Consider the following 16625-nt stretch of genomic DNA (forward strand, 5'->3'; position numbering starts at 1 on the left):
ATAATTATTTCAATGCTTCTTTAAGACTAATAGTTTGCCCGTTTTTCACTGCAATTATGTATGCCGAAGTATAGCCTTTCTCTTGTACGACCTTTAAGTTTTGCTTGGCAATTTCATAACTAGTTGTGCTACCGTACCTATAATTAAACAATTTACCGTTAGTTGCTAATACAGATACGTCTTTTAATCCTTTAAAGTTTGATGGAACTAATTTTAATTCTCTTGTTCCCGCAGCAAATTGCACTAAAAACGAAACTTTATCATTTTCATTTGTGCTTTTACTCGAGGGTGTTCCTTTACCATTGCGTTCATTTTTCGTAACTTCTTTATCAGCGCTTTTGTTATCATCATTTGTTACAGACGTACTTCTATCGTCAAAATATTCTCTTTTGTAATCCACAATAGCAGTTGCAATTGCTTCAGCCATTTGACTTTGACCCGCATCTGAATTCAGATACAAACCCTCGTTTTTGTTACTCAAAAAACCCAACTCAATTAAAACACTTGGCATAAATACCGCATCTAAAACCCATAAAGGAGTTTGCTTAATACCTCTTGACTTTCGATTTAATTGCTTAACAAAATTATTCTGGATTTTTGATGCCAAGGCAATACTTCTATTCATGTAATCTTCTTGAAGCATTTGCAAACCTACCATTCCCAGCGGGTTTTTTGGATCAAAACCTTTGTAGGCACTCTTATAATCTTTTTCTAGTAATATTACCGAATTCTCTTGTTTCGCAATTTCTAAATTTCCTTTACTTCGAGATAGTCCCATTACAAAAGTCTCTGTCCCATATGGTTCAGGATTAGTTACCGAATTGCAATGCACGGACACAAACAAATTGGCATGAAGTGAATTAGCTTTACGAGGACGATCCTTAAGTGGGATAAAAACATCACTTTCTCTAGTGTAGACAATTTGAATATCTTTGTGTTTTTTTAAAAATTGCTCTAATTTTAAAGATGTTTTGAGCGCGATTTCTTTCTCTACAAAACCATGGTAAGAGTTCCCAGGGTCTTTTCCACCGTGTCCGGCATCTAAAATTATGACGAACTTATTTTTTGATTGGGCCAGAATTGGCACAGTAACAATGAGAGCTAGAACAACTAAAAAAATACGACAAGGGTGTAATGTAATTTTCAAAATAAAGGTGGGAATAGAAATTGTGTTGCAATATTATTGAATTGCTTCTTGAATGTTTATCTTTTTTCCTTGTTTAAATGCAATTAAAAACGAAGAGCTGTAACCTTTCTCTTTGGCTTGCTTCAAGTCTTTTTTTGCAGCCTCAAAGTTATTTGCATTACCATATAAATATTTGTACACTCGATCTTCGTATAATACAGATACATCAGGCAAGCCGTTGAAGTTTTGTGCGGATAAGTCAATTTTTTTGGAACTCGCCATCAATTGTACTTTGAAAACTACGCCTGGATTGGTAGTTGTTACTGCCACAACAGGTGAAACAGCTGGTTCAACAACTTTTGGAACAGCAGCAACTGGAGTAACAAGAGCCACAGTTTGTGATGCGGCTAATGCATCGTTGTTAACTGGAGTCACTGATTGCATTTCGTTTTTACTATTTTCAATCATTTTTTCAGAAGGAGTCTCAGCAGGTGCTTCAACTTCACCTTCTCCAAAATACTCTTTCTTATAACTTACAATAGCGCCAGCAATTGCTTTTGCAATTTCATCTTGACCTTCTTCAGAGTTTAATCGATTACCTTCAACAGTATTTGATATGAATCCCATTTCAATAAGAACTCTAGGCATGTATGCTTTGTGCAACACCATAAATGGCGCTTGTTTTACTCCTTCGCCACGAATTTTTTTTCCTAAATCACCAAAAGCTTCTTCAACTTTACTGGCCAATGCAATACTATTTTCTAAATATTCTTCTTGCATCAAGGTCATACCAATCATCGTTTCTGGAGAGTTCGGATCAAAACCTTCGTATTTTTGTTTATAATCTTTTTCTAAGGTTACTACCGAGTTTTCCTTTTTTGCAGCTTCTAAATTGGAAGCTACTTTACTCAAACCCATTACGTAAGTTTCTGTACCATCTGCAGCAGTATTTCTATTTGCATTACAATGTATTGAAACAAAAATATTAGCATTGACACGATTGGCTATATTTGCTCTTTCTATCAAATCAATAAAAACATCTGTCTTACGAGTATAATTGACCTGCATTTGCGGCGTAGCTTCTAGAATTTTACCAACCTTGAGAACCACTGCTAAGGCTATATTTTTTTCAATTCGACCTTCGTAAACAGCACCAAAATCATGTGCTCCATGCCCTGCATCAAGCGTGACTTTAAAAGCATTAGTTTGACCATATCCTACCACGGAAAATAAGGCAAGACAAATTGGCAAAAAGAATTTGATTTTACTAGAAATGTGCATAAAGCTATTCGTTAATTTTATTAAAAGACTACGGTTATAAAATTATTTAATTGACTATTTTTGACAAAAAATAATATGTAAGTTTGACATGTCAAAAAACAGGCCATAATTTTACAAAAATAGCATTTATACCGTTGCATACAAACTTATTTAATATCGTTTTATTATCATTATTCCTTTCTCTGGGTTCTGGTAAAGTATATTCACAAGATATCGTCAAAAAGAAAGCTTCTATACCAGCTCCTACTAAAAATAATACAGCAACTAGTCCAAAGTTGCCCGTTCCTACATCAAAACCAATGGTCATAGTAGCTATAGACAGTACTAAAAAAGACAGTGTAAAACCTAAAAAAGCTTTTTTGGACGGAAAAGTGCGCTACAAAGCCGAACAGTACGTTAAAATAGATCAAAAGAAAAAACAAATCACTTTATACGATCAAGCCGAATTGTATTATGAAGACGTTGAGCTAAAGTCCGGAAAAATTATCATGGACTACGAAAAAAACGAAGTCTATGCCGGTAGATTAAAAGATTCGACTGGAGCTTATACGCAATACCCGAATTTTAAACAAGGTGCCAATGTTGTGGAACCCGACTCGATTCGATTCAATTTTAAAACAAAAAAAGCACTGATTTGGAATTCAAGATCAGATCAAGGAGAGTTTAAAATCAAAGCTGCCGTAACCAAAAAAGAAAATGATTCAGTATACTTTTTAAAAGGAGCGCGTTTTACCACATCAAAAGATGTTGATAATCCTGAGTACTACTTTCAAACCAATAAAGTAAAATTTATACCTGGCAAAAAAGTAGTCACAGGCTTAACAAATATGGTTATTGCCAATGTACCCACTCCTATTGCATTGCCATTCGCTTTTTTTCCGATGAGTAAAGAAAATAGCGTTTCGGGTTTGATTTTACCGAGCTATAACGACTCTAATACGAGAGGATTCTCATTACAAAACTTAGGCTATTATTTTGCCTTGAGCGATAATTACGATTTGACCGTTCTAGGTGATTATTACACTAATGGCAGTTACGGTATGCGTTTTGAATCGGCTTACGCCAAAAGATACAGCTACAGAGGAAACATCAATGTTCGTTTTGAAAACTTAATTACGAGCGAAAGAGGTTATCCAGATTACTCAAAACAGAATATATATAACATTCAGTGGTCACATTCTAAAGATACTAAGGCCAGCCCAAATTCTACCTTTTCGGCATCTGTAAACTTAGGAAGTAGTCGCTATTTTCAACAATCGATTAATCAAGTAAATATTGGTTCTAACTTAAATAATACCTTAAGTTCTTCGGTATCTTACTCAAAAACATTCAATACGGTTCCGCAATTGCGCATGTCATTAACAGCTACGCATTCGCAAAACACACAAACGCAAGAAATCAACATGACGCTGCCTACTTTGCAAGTGAGTGTTGATCGTATTTATCCTTTTTCTAGTAAAGATGGACCTCGTAAGGGATTTATTAAAAACATCAATTTACAATACAACTTAAACGGTCGTAACAGTATTGTGACTAATGACTCGCTATTTTTTAAGCCGCAAATGTTCCGCGATGCCAGAGTAGGTTTTCAACACAGTATTCCGTTGAGCACCAACTTTAAATTGTTCAAATATTTTAGTGCAACTAGCTCTGTAAATTATGAAGAAATCTGGACTACAAAAACTATTAAAAGAAGTTTTGATGTTGACCAAAGTCAAGTAGTAGACAAAACGGTTAACGAATTCGATGCGTTTAGGACCTATAATTTTTCAACTAGCATTGGTACTACAATTTACGGAACCTTTAATTTTGGAGAAAATAAAAAAATTAAATCGATACGTCACGTCATGCGTCCTTCTGTATCTTACGGGTATACTCCGAGCTTTGAAAAATACTACGACACTTATGCTACCGATGCCTCAGGAACAATGCGTCAACAATACACTCGTTTTGAGAATGGTCTTTACGGGGCTCCTGGACTGAATAATGCAAACACACTTGGATTTGATTTGAGCAATACATTTGAGGCTAAAGTAACTGATAAAGACAGCACCAAGGTAGAGCCTAAAAAAATCATGTTATTGAATAATTTAAACCTATCAACATCGTACAATTTAGATGCTGATGGAGTGACCTCTCTTGCCTTTGCTCCTATTCGCGTAAGTGGTGGAACTAATTTATTAGACAACAAAATGAACGTCAATTTTGGAGCTACACTAGATCCATATGCAGTCGATAATTCTGGAAACAGAATTAATGTCTTTAACCTTAAGAATGGCGGAAGTTTGTTTAGAATGACTAGTTCAAATATGACCATTAATTATTCCCTATCAAGCCAAGGAAAAGACAAAAAGAAGAAAGACAAGAATTCATTAAGTCAACGTAATGGAGGTCGAGAAGATGACTTGTTTGGTACCAACACCGACTTGGGAGACAGCCGCAGAAGTCAATTTGATGATGAGGAAGAAGACGAAGGCGAAGATAAAATTGCGGAGTTTTTTAATGCAAAATTACCTTGGGATATGACTTTTGCTTACTCCCTTACTTACGGAAATAACAATCGAGAAAATCAAATTATTGGCAATTCCATTATGATTTCTGCTAATGCAGATTTGACACCAAAATGGAAAGCAGGAATATCAACAGGATACGATTTTGTTCAAAAAGGTGTCACTTTTACGCAACTTCGTTTTGAAAGAGATTTGCTAAGCTGGAGAATGGACTTTAATTGGTCTCCGTTTGGAGAAAATGCCAACTGGGGATTTTTTATCGGTATTAAATCAGGAATCCTTAGTGATATTAAATGGGATAAAAGAAGTGTAATAAATCGTTAAGACCTTCTTTTAAATTTTCTTAGCTTTAATTCTATATTCAAAAACAAAACTATTTTTATGAAAAAAGTAATATTTACAACGGCTGCACCGGCTCCTATAGGACCCTATAGTCAAGCTGTATTATCTGGAAACACCTTATATACATCAGGACAAATTGCATTACACCCTGAAACTGGCGAACTAGTAACTGCCAGCATTAAAGAAGAAACAGAGCAAGTTATGCAAAATATGAAAGCAGTTTTAGCTGCTGCAGGAATGACTTTTGATCACGTTGTTAAAACAACCATCTTCATTATGGATATGAATGATTTTGGAGCAATCAATAGCGTTTATGGTGCTTATTTTAACGAAGAAACCGCTCCAGCTAGAGAAACTGTGCAAGTTGCTTGCTTACCCAAAAATGTGAATGTTGAAATTTCGATGATTGCTGTTTTGTAAAACACTAGAGATGCTAAAATAAAAAAACACTATTTGCTCAAATGAGGAAATAGTGTTTTTTTATGCGAATTATTTTGAAAGGGCCTATTTGTTCAGGTTATGATAAGCAATCAAACCATCGATAGGTCTGCGCAATACGTTTCCTAATTGCAATTCGTATTTATCAAAAGTTTCTTGCAATTCCTCTTTTAAGTAAAAAGCAATTGATCCAACAAAATGAACTGGAACTTCTTTATGGTTCTCGTATTGCTTAATGTAGTTCTTTACAAAAGATTTCATTCCTTTAAAAATGATTTTTCTACAAAACTCAGAATCTTTATGTTGAATTAAAAATTTAGCAAAAGTCGCTAAATAAGCATTAGGATTAGGCTCTTTGTACAATTTACTTTTAATTGCATCTGGGTCTAAATCATATTCTTTCTCGAACGCCTCAGCCAATTCTTTTGGCATTTTGTTGAAATAATACTTTCTGATCAATTCTTTCCCAAATACGTTTCCGCTACAATCATCCATAGCAATGTAGCCTAATGATTGTACTTTTTGAAACAACTCTTTGCCATCAAAATAACTACAATTAGATCCTGTTCCCAAAATAGAAACTATAGCTTTTTCGCCAACAGGAGTTGTAGCGTATACAGCAGCATAGGTATCCTCACGAACATCGATAATGGCGTTAACAAAATACTTTTGAAAAACTTGTGAAAGCGTCACTTTCATTTTTTCGGTTCCGCATCCGGCACCGTAAAAAAACAAATGCGTTGCATTTTTCTTGTTATGTAAAATATCAAAACGATCATTTAGACGCTCAATAATTTCATCTTCCTCCAAAACTTCTGGATTTAGACCTAGTGTTTGGGTAGTAAATAATATTTTGCCATTATCATCAATCGCAATCCAATCGGCTTTTGTAGAACCACTGTCAACTATTAATCTCATTTTCTATTGGTTTATTTTGGTTTGGCTACGCTTTGATCAACTAAAACAAAAAGGTTTGAATCTGCAATGCGTTAAAAATAAAATCCCGTTATACATGTACATAACGGGATTTGTAAATATATAAATTATTATTTTAAACCAGCAATGTGTACTGATAAATCAATCAATTTACTTGAATAACCGTACTCATTATCATACCAAGAAACTAGTTTGAAGAAAGTAGAATTCAATCCGATACCAGCAGTAGCATCAATAATAGAAGTTCTTTTGTCAGAAATAAAATCTTGAGATACCACAGCATCTTCAGTATATCCTAAAATGCCTTTCATAGTAGTTTCTGAAGCATTTTTCAATACTGCCATAATCTCTTCGTATGAAGTTTCTTTAGCTACTTTTACGGTTAAGTCTACAGTTGAAACGTCAGCTGTCGGTACACGAAACGCCATACCAGTTAATTTTCCGTTCAGTTCAGGAATAACTTTCCCTACTGCTTTTGCAGCTCCCGTTGAAGAAGGAATAATATTGATTGATGCAGCACGTCCGCCTCTCCAGTCTTTTCTTGAAGGTCCATCAGCAGTCATTTGAGTTGATGTTGTAGCGTGTACTGTAGTCATTAAAGCTTCAACAATTCCGAAGTTATCATGAATTACTTTAGCCAAAGGAGCCAAACAGTTCGTTGTACATGATGCGTTTGACACGATTAAATCTGTAGCTTTTGCAGACTCATGGTTTACACCCATTACAAACATTGGCGCATCAGCTGATGGCGCAGAAATAATTACTTTTTTAGCTCCACCTTTAATGTGCTCGTTTGCAGTTTCAATAGTTGTAAAAATACCTGTACATTCTGCAACTACATCAACATCTACTTCATTCCATTTTAAATCTGCAGGATTTCTTTCGGCAGTAATACGAATATTTCTTCCGTTTACGAATAATTTTCCTTCTTTAACCTCTACATCACCATCAAAACGACCGTGAACAGAATCATATTTTAATAAGTAAGCTAAGTGATCTACATCTAACAAGTCATTGATTGCAACAACTTCTACATTGTCTCTATTGAAAGATTCTCTGAAAACAATTCTTCCAATTCTTCCAAATCCGTTTATTCCTAATTTTACTTTTGACATTTTACTTTAATTTTTGTTTATTTTACTTCGCTCTTCCTAAAGTCTAATTTCCTCACAATAAACTTTAATTATTTATGTAGACATAATGTCTGATACTCTCAATAATTCACGATCAATCATCGTTTTCCCTTTAATAGCTTGCTCTAGTGGCGTAAGTGCTACTTGATCGTTTTGCAATCCTACCATGTAATTTGATTTACCATCTATCAAGGATTCTACTGCTTTTACACCCAATCGGCTTGCAAGCACACGGTCAAAACAAGATGGTGAACCACCACGCTGCATGTGACCCAGCACTGAAACGCGCACATCATATTCTGGTAAATTGGCTTCAACATAATCTTTCAATTCAAATACGTTTTTACCAATTTTATCGCCCTCTGCAATAACCACAATACTTGATGATTTTCCTGATGCTTTACTTTTTTGCAAAGATTCTAGTAAACGATCTAGACCTAAATCTTCCTCTGGAATTAAAATTTCCTCTGCTCCTGCGCCAATACCTGCGTTTAATGCAATATGACCGGCATCGCGTCCCATTACCTCTACAAAGAATAATCTGTTATGAGAACTGGCTGTATCTCTAATTTTATCAATTACATCAACAACAGTATTTAGAGCCGTATCGTACCCTAAAGTATGACTGGTTCCAAAAATATCATTATCTATAGTTCCTGGAATTCCCATTACTGGAAAATTAAATTCAGAATTAAAAAGCAATCCTCCAGTAAAAGTTCCGTCTCCACCAATAACTACTAAAGCATCAATTCCTGCTTTAGTTAAATTTTCGTGGGCTTTTTTTCTGCCTTCTGGAGTTTTAAATTCTAATGAACGGGCAGATTTTAATATGGTACCGCCTTTGTTCACAATATTATTTACACTTCGAGGTCCCATTTCTTTGAAGTCGCCTTCAATCATTCCTTGATAACCTCTATAAATTCCTATACATTCTATGTTGTGATATGCGCACGTTCGTACTACTGATCGAATCGCAGCATTCATTCCAGGGGAATCACCTCCGGAGGTTAAAACCCCAACTTTTTTTATTGTTTTTGGCATTATTTAAGTATTAAAGTGTAAAACTAGCAAACATTAACCACTTATGAGACAGTGTTTTTATTTAATTAAAAACGAAATAGAAATTCAAACGTTTTCGTTGATAAGTTTTTTGTTTCGTGAATAAAGTTGCATTTTATTTAACAAAACTCAAAAAAGCATACATTTAATTTAACAATTAGCAACTTGCTCCTTTTTTTAAGTAATCAAGACCGTGTTTAAAAAAGTGATTTTGTATTACTTTCTGTAAAATTTAAAAGAAAAAGGAATAATTGAGTTTAATTATTTTATTAAAAAACTCATTTTTGAAATAAATAGCGACTAATATTCCTCTGGAAGTGTGCTTTCTTGATTTTTCTTAACAGGAATTGAAGGCTTTTGTGGATTAGAAGACTTTTTATTTTTGCCGCTATTGAAATTTATATACTCTGGTGAAAGGTTAGAATCTTGATCTTCAGCCGCCGGCACAGTGTAGCGTTCGATTTTTAAATTCTTAAATATTTTATTAGCAAACTCTTTAAAGGTATCAAAATCAACTTCGTATGAAACCCCTAAACCTTGAGTATAGCCAATACCTTGACCAACATAATTAATGTCATTTTCCTTATTGAACAAACGTAAATTCAAAGTTCCGTCGTCATTTACTCGATATAATATTTCGACATCACCTACGATTGCTGATTCATTAATTCCGCCAAACGGTACTCCCAATTTACCATTAATAGTTACTCGTTCGTTAATTTTAGATGAAATTGTAGCTACAAATCGACCGTCGGTTTCTTTACCAATTCGTCTGTCAGCGCCAATAAAATTAAGCCCTACTTTAAATTTCTCATCATCAGAGCGAATAATACCACCCAAAATACTCGATGCCGTTTCGAATAAACTTCCTGAAAAGTCAGATTGATTAACACCCTCTGGGCTTAAAAATCCTCCTGATGACAATAAGTACAAAGCTTGTGTTTGTCTCACATCCTTGTCATTCAACTTGTATTGAATCTCTGATTTTAGAACATTACTAACCGTTGGAAATTCGATATTAAAATCAGGCTCTGGACTAGTTAAATCGCCGCGAACACCAATTACTACCTCCACTGGAACCTTAGAGTTGAATGAGGCGTTATCCAACAAAACTGCGGGATTAGCAATGGTTTTATATACAGCCTCAAGATTCAATTGCGCACGCATCGGGTTACCTTCCCACGAGATCGATCCTCCTTTTCGAACTTGAAATTTTTTATCAATTAAACCACCATATTTAAAATTGTAGGTCCCTTCATAAGCTTGAAAATCGCCCCACATATTGAATTTTCCTAAAGTATTGATTTTAAACAACAACGATCCAAATCCTTTACCTTTCATTCCATGACCTGTATTTCGGTCCAAGATCACCTCTACTTCGGCATCTGGCGTAATATCAAAATCAAATTCTAATTCTAATCCGTTATAATTTCTAAGATTCTCTACAATTCCGTTTTTTAGGTTGTATTTTTCTCTTTCGGTTACAAAGTGCATAAACACATTATCACTTACACTCTCAGCATTATTTATCGGAATTTTAATGGCAGTGCCTTTTTCTGATTTAGCATCTACCTTTATAAAAAGGGCGTTTGTAGGTCCTTTTATAGTAGCCATTCCGTCAATAAAAGCGGTTCCGTAATAGGCCGCGTCCTCGGTATCTTTGGTATCTAGCGCCACCAATCGATTAGAACTAATAGCTAGATCAAGCTTCCAATCGCCAAAATTATTGTGCTCGATACTCCCGTTTAAATTACCGTTGGTATCGTATTTTGTGTCGGTAAGACTGTTATTTCTAAACAAAAACTTTTCATCCGTTAAATCAATAATAGAATTATCCTCAAGCGCATAATCCACATTCAAATACGGAACCGTAACTCCTGCTCCATCTAGAAAAAGTCGACCATTAATTGCTGGTTTTTTTAAATTACCTTCGATTGTAGCATTTCCTCCAACGGAACCACGAATGTTAGAAAGTACATCACCACCTAATGCATTAAGTGTTGCTAATTTGAATTTATCGAATTTTAAATTTAAATCAAGAATTGTCTCTTTGTTGACAATCTCGAAACTTCCATCCGCAACAAACGAGTCAATATTTTCATTTTCTAGATTAGAATCTATTGTAAATTTGCGCAAACTTTGATCGCCTTCAATATCAAAATTTAGCGTTCCAAGTGGCGTTTTATTCATAACCAAATTATCGATTACAATCGATGCTGTTGGCTGAAAAACATTTTTATTTTGCTTAAAATCGACCTCACCATTAATATTTCCGAAAAAAGCAAACTTATTGCTAACAGGCGTAATTTGATTCAAATCGACATCTTTAAAACTGAGATTAAGATCTTTAAAATCAGTATTATTAAACGCCCCATCTAATGTAATCGATTGGTTTTCGTGCGACATTATTAAATTATCCAACTTGAAATTATTGAATGATTTATCAAAAACAATTTGATTATCAGCACCTTCTTGCTCATTCAAAAACCAGAGATAATCTTTAAATTTCACCTCCGACTTGCTAATTCCTACCACATTGTTATTGTCCTTATTTATGGTATGATACAAGTTCAGGTTATAATAATCCTCAGCTTTGTTACCACCCTTAAACTCAGACCTAAAAAATAAAGTATCCTTCATGGTAACATTGATCAAACTAAAATCTCGAATTTTATAGTATTTAGTTTTGATGCTATCCAATTCAATAAAAGCATTGTACAACGGATTTTTGTTATCGATTGCTACATTAATATTGTCAAAAACAATATTGGATGCTTTTATTTGAGGCGAATTAAAATTTAATTTAAAATCTTGATTATCTGATGAAATTGCACCTTTAACAATAGTATTAGCGCCAATAGTTACATCGGGATAAAAAATCTCGATAATCTTGTTGTAAATAGAGAAATTGAATTTTAAAAACTGCCCTTTGTTAACTTTGATAGGTTTAAAATTGGTGTACAAACTACCCAACGAGTTTTTAATCAAACTTTGCACTTGATTGAAAGCGTAGCGACCCACTATTTCACCTTGAACAATATCTGGCGAATTTACAGTAATGGTTCGAACTTTTTCTCCATCAAAAACAGAGTTGATAGTAAAATCATCAAAGTTGTAAGTATCTTTTGTATTTTGATAGGAAGTTTTGTTGATATAAATATTTCCTTGAAAGTTTTCAATTGAATTTCCCGAAGCTTTAACAACCACATCACCTTTAAAAATAGAAGTGGCATCTTTCATGAAATTCAAAGTATTCAAATTGGCATACACCACATTTACATGAAAATCATATTGACTGTCTTTTTTACTTAAATCTAGTAAGCCTTCAAAATTAAGTTTAACATTGGGATCATTAATTGCCAGTTGTCCCTCGTAAATTGGGCTTTTCAAAACACCATTTACGTCAATGTTAGTGTATTTGTAATTTTTGAAAACCAATTCACTCACTTCACCTTGTAAAGCCGTGTTTAAGTATTTTTGATTAAAACCCTTACCGTCAACATCCATATTCATGCTCACAAAACCAAAATCTTTTTGATTAAATAAGGTCCCAACATCAAAACGATCCAAAATCACGTTCCCTTTGTAAGCCGCTTTATCAATCACATCAATATTTTGTATTGCTAAAGCTGCCGTTACTTTACCCAAAGCAGTAGTCATCGAGAAATCAGCTGAAACTGCAGTCGTTGAAACGGTTGAAGTACCAACAGCCGAAAATCTACCTAATTTTTGAAGGGAACTCGGCAATTTATTGCCTAAAATATTGGGTAAAATAACAACCAAGTCATCGTAGCTTGAACTCAATTTGTCAAACTTGGCAAACATGGAAAATTTTTGACCTTTTTTTGCAAATAGATTTTTAAAATTTATGAAACCTATAAGAGTAGTTTTTCGTCCGTCAATTAAATTCAATCGACTAAATTCAAGATCATTTAAAGTTCCTTTAATTTTTGATTTGATGTAAAACTGCTGGTTTTTACCTAATTCATCATAATAATAACGAATATCATTCGAAGCAATTTTTGCTTTATCCAGCTGAATATCAAATAAAACTTTATCATTAAAATTGACAAAATCTTCACGTTTGTATTTTAAGATAACCGTACCTGCAAAAGCGGATTCCTTGGTAAGAATGTTTAATTTTTCGAGTTTGATACTTTTTTTAGAATATGAAAAGTTGGATTGCAAGTTCCTTACATACAAGCCTCTAAAATCTAAAAAAGACATTTTATTAATCGATGCAGATACATCAGGACCAAAAATCAAAAAATTGGTTACCGACGCATTTAATTTTGTAAAATCAAGATTTTTTACAATTTCGCGGTTCTCATCTATCAAAACAAACCTACTGTTGTATAATTTTAACTTGTTTGCTTTTAGTAAAAATTTACGCTTAGCTTTTTTTCCAGTATCAAAAGCTTTTACAAAAATGTCTAAGTTGGTGTCCTTATCATTTTTATACGTTTTCAAGTTAAAAAAGAATCCATTGATATCAAGATTATCGAACAAAAGATCACCATCTAATAGCTTTTTGCCATCAAGAACTGTAGTAGAAATTCGTTCTGCGGCCAACAAAGTATCTTTTCGATGGTCTCTTATCACCACATTTTTGAACTTCACCCCTCCAAAAACAGATACGGCTACACCTTCAATAGCGATATTGGTTCCAAAATCTTCATTGATACTTTTCGTAAAATATTGTGCAATTTTAGTTTGAACAAAAGGCATCGTCAGCGCAATTCCTGTCACTAATAAAAGCAAGACAAGACCAATGAGCACACGTAAGATTATTTTTAATACTTTTTTGATACCTATTTACTATTTAATGTTCTAAAATTTGTTTTTGCCTTGTCAAACACACGCACCTTAACTAAAAATTCTCTAATTTTGGCTTTTACAAATTGATTTTTCAAAGTTGTTAGGTCAAATATAAATCAAAATTAATGCCTTTTTATGCAAAATCCCGAGGTTTTTATTCTTGCGATCGAAAGTTCTTGCGATGATACCGCAGCAGCTGTTTTACACAACGATAAAGTACTAGCCAATGTTGTAGCCAATCAACTTATTCACAATCAATATGGAGGCGTAGTACCTGAACTTGCTTCAAGAGCACATCAGCAAAACATTGTTCCTGTGGTTGATGCTGCCTTACGAAAGGCAAATATACAAAAAGAACAACTCTCTGCAATTGCCTTTACACAAGGCCCTGGATTGATGGGTTCTTTATTAGTGGGTGGTTCATTTTCAAAATCCATGTCGGCTGCACTTGAAATACCTCTTATAGCTGTCAATCACATGCATGCGCACGTTTTGGCCCACTTTATAGACGAGGATGGTTTTGACAAACCTTCTTTCCCTTTTTTAGCCTTAACCATCAGTGGCGGACATACCCAAATTATAAGAGTAGATTCGTTTTTTGATATGACAATTATTGGTGAAACTACTGATGATGCCGTTGGGGAAGCTTTTGACAAAAGTGCTAAAATACTAGGACTCCCTTATCCTGGAGGGCCATTAATTGATAAATATGCTAAACTAGGAAATCCAAAAGCATTTGCCTTTACCAAACCGAAAGTTGCTGGATTAGACTTTAGTTTTTCTGGATTGAAAACAGCAATACTTTATTTTATTCAGAAACAAAAGCTACAAAATCCCGATTTTATTACTGAAAACTTAAATGATATTTGCGCTTCAATTCAACATACTATCATCGAGATTTTAATGGATAAAATCAAACTTGCTGTTAAAGAAACGGGTATTAAACAAGTAGCAATTGGAGGCGGCGTATCAGCTAACTCCGGAATTCGTGCTGCATTAAAAGCAACTGAAGCTCGATATGGCTGGAAAACTTTTATACCAAAATTTGAATACACAACTGATAATGCAGCCATGATTGGCATTGTAGGCTATCAAAAATTTTTAAATCAACATTTTGAAACTGCAGCAGTGGTTTCAAAAGCAAGAATACAATTCTAAACTATGCAATTATTTTATAATCCAACAATAAACGAATCAACTGAAGTTTTTTCTTTTGACAAAGAAGAAAGCAAACACATAATTAAAGTTTTACGAAAAAAAGATACTGATATCTTACACGTAACTAACGGTTTAGGATTATTGTTTATCACCGAAATTACTTTGGCTTCAGATAGCAAATGTGCGGTTAAAGTTAATAGTATAACGAAAGCAGAACAATCCAATTACAACTTGCACTTAGCGGTAGCACCAACCAAAATGAATGATCGTTTTGAATGGTTTCTCGAAAAAGCAACCGAAATAGGAATTCACGAAATCACACCAATAATTTGTGACCACTCCGAAAGAAAAACAGTCAATACAGAACGATTTGAAAAAATTATTCTCACCGCTATGAAACAATCTAATGCATTATTTTTACCAAAATTAAATCCTGCAGTTTCATTCAAAGATTTTATAAAACAAGACCAAGATGGGACAAAACTCATAGCACACTGCGAAGAAACAGATAAAAAATCACTTAAATCAGTACTACAAAAAGACACCAATTACACTATTCTAATAGGTCCAGAAGGAGACTTTTCAACCAAAGAAATACAATTGGCATTAGAAAACACTTTTATCCCTGTAACACTTGGTAATACTCGATTGCGTACTGAAACTGCCGCAGTAGTAGCCTGCCATAGCATTGCATTTACTAACGAAGATTAAAATATAAACCGTCACGATGAAAAAAATAACTTACCTCCTACTCCTTTTAACGAGCCCGTTGTGGGCTCAAGAAATTGCATTGGTAAAATATAGTGGCGGTGGTGATTGGTACGCAAACCCAACATCTTTACCTAATTTAATACAATTTTGCAACGCTTCGATTCAAACAAGAATAAAAAATAAACCATCAACAGTAGAAACAGCTAGTCCTGATTTACATTCTTATCCTTACGTGCACCTGACAGGTCATGGCAATGTAGTTTTTAATGATGCTGAAGTCAATAATTTACGAGACTACCTCATGGCCGGCGGTTTTTTACATATTGATGATAATTATGGTTTGGACCAATATATCCGTAAAGAAATAAAAAAGATTTTCCCTAATAATGAATTAATTGAACTTCCTGCCACACACGCAATCTTTCAAAAACCATATTCATTCCCGAACGGTTTGCCTAAAATTCATGAGCATGATGGTAAGCGACCACAAGCTTTTGGGATTTTTATTGCTAATAAACTCGTTTTACTGTACACTTACGAGTGTGATTTAGGCGATGGTTGGGAAGATGCGGAGGTAAACAATGACCCTAAAGATGTACGTGATAAAGCCCTTAAAATGGGTGCAAACATCATTCATTACGTCTTTAATAACTAGCAACACTTTTCTTTATCCTACTACTTCATTTACTGAATAACCTTTGAAAGGCCACGGATTTTATGTTTCCGTACAGCAAAATGAAAACAAAATAATAAATCTTGAATTTGACTTGCAAAAAAAAATTTAAATCAAGAATTTCAAGCATTGATTTTTTAACACTTTTTAACACACAAAAAGCTTTTCCTTTTTTAGAATACGGGTACTAAGTACCTAAATAATTCGTTTTTAAATACCACTATTTCATTCCGCAAAAAGGTAAATAACTACTAAAACGATAAACTAAATTATTACTTATTTCATAAAATATTCTACTTTTTTTAATCAATAGCTCAATAATAATACTAAATACTACATAGTATTGACAAGATAAGAGGCAAAATGAAATCTTATTAAAACCCCATAGGTATCAGAAAAAACTGCGACTTCAAAAAAAATATTTTTACGGAAACCCGTAA

General features: G+C 34.0%; 11 protein-coding genes. 5 read left to right on the top strand and 6 right to left on the bottom strand.

Translation table 11 applies throughout. From position 1 onward, the window contains the following. Positions 1-4 precede the first annotated feature (4 nt). The gene (locus KBJ98_RS04740; RefSeq protein WP_210788504.1) at positions 5-1147 is read right to left on the bottom strand and encodes an N-acetylmuramoyl-L-alanine amidase family protein; all 1143 of its coding nucleotides are present in this window, start codon (positions 1145-1147) and stop codon (positions 5-7) included. 33 nt (positions 1148-1180) lie between these two features. Continuing rightward, positions 1181-2407 (bottom strand): N-acetylmuramoyl-L-alanine amidase family protein, encoded by a 1227-nt coding sequence (locus KBJ98_RS04745; protein WP_210788505.1) that lies wholly within the window; start codon positions 2405-2407, stop codon positions 1181-1183. A gap of 83 nt (positions 2408-2490) precedes the next feature. On the opposite strand from KBJ98_RS04745, the gene KBJ98_RS04750 reads away from it, so the two are divergent. Both KBJ98_RS04750 and KBJ98_RS04755 read left to right on the top strand, forming a co-directional pair. Beyond that, positions 2491-5241, top strand: coding sequence for a putative LPS assembly protein LptD (locus KBJ98_RS04750; protein ID WP_210788506.1), 2751 nt, complete (start codon positions 2491-2493; stop codon positions 5239-5241). 57 nt (positions 5242-5298) lie between these two features. Then, entirely contained in the window at positions 5299-5679 is a 381-nt protein-coding gene (locus KBJ98_RS04755; protein WP_210788507.1) for a RidA family protein, read from the top strand. Between the two features lie 84 nt (positions 5680-5763). On the opposite strand, the gene KBJ98_RS04760 is transcribed toward KBJ98_RS04755, so the two are convergent. From KBJ98_RS04760 to KBJ98_RS04775, 4 genes are all read right to left on the bottom strand, one after another. Continuing rightward, the gene (locus tag KBJ98_RS04760; protein WP_166135333.1) at positions 5764-6615 is read right to left on the bottom strand and encodes an N-acetylglucosamine kinase; all 852 of its coding nucleotides are present in this window, start codon (positions 6613-6615) and stop codon (positions 5764-5766) included. Positions 6616-6743: 128 nt separating this feature from the next. Then, positions 6744-7748: a type I glyceraldehyde-3-phosphate dehydrogenase gene (gene gap, locus KBJ98_RS04765; RefSeq protein ID WP_166135330.1), complete on the bottom strand. Its 1005-nt coding sequence runs from the start codon at positions 7746-7748 to the stop codon at positions 6744-6746. A 72-nt stretch (positions 7749-7820) separates the two neighbouring features. Continuing rightward, positions 7821-8807 (bottom strand): 6-phosphofructokinase, encoded by a 987-nt coding sequence (gene pfkA, locus KBJ98_RS04770; protein ID WP_166135327.1) that lies wholly within the window; start codon positions 8805-8807, stop codon positions 7821-7823. A 318-nt stretch (positions 8808-9125) separates the two neighbouring features. Then, positions 9126-13604, bottom strand: a complete 4479-nt coding sequence (locus KBJ98_RS04775; protein ID WP_317192476.1) for a translocation/assembly module TamB domain-containing protein — start codon at positions 13602-13604, stop codon at positions 9126-9128. Positions 13605-13778: 174 nt separating this feature from the next. Here KBJ98_RS04775 and tsaD point away from each other — a divergent pair, with 174 nt between their 5' ends. The 3 genes from tsaD to KBJ98_RS04790 are packed head-to-tail and all read left to right on the top strand — an operon-like array spanning position 13779 to position 16167. Continuing rightward, positions 13779-14801 (top strand): tRNA (adenosine(37)-N6)-threonylcarbamoyltransferase complex transferase subunit TsaD, encoded by a 1023-nt coding sequence (gene tsaD, locus KBJ98_RS04780; protein ID WP_210788508.1) that lies wholly within the window; start codon positions 13779-13781, stop codon positions 14799-14801. Positions 14802-14804: 3 nt separating this feature from the next. Further along, positions 14805-15512, top strand: a complete 708-nt coding sequence (locus KBJ98_RS04785; RefSeq protein ID WP_210788509.1) for a 16S rRNA (uracil(1498)-N(3))-methyltransferase — start codon at positions 14805-14807, stop codon at positions 15510-15512. A gap of 16 nt (positions 15513-15528) precedes the next feature. Continuing rightward, a complete protein-coding gene (locus KBJ98_RS04790; protein WP_210788510.1) occupies positions 15529-16167 on the top strand; it encodes a DUF4159 domain-containing protein in 639 nt (212 codons plus the stop codon). The last annotated feature ends 458 nt before the right edge of the window (positions 16168-16625 follow it).

The organism is Flavobacterium erciyesense, from assembly GCF_018069925.1.
Classification (GTDB): Bacteria; Bacteroidota; Bacteroidia; order Flavobacteriales; family Flavobacteriaceae; genus Flavobacterium; species Flavobacterium erciyesense.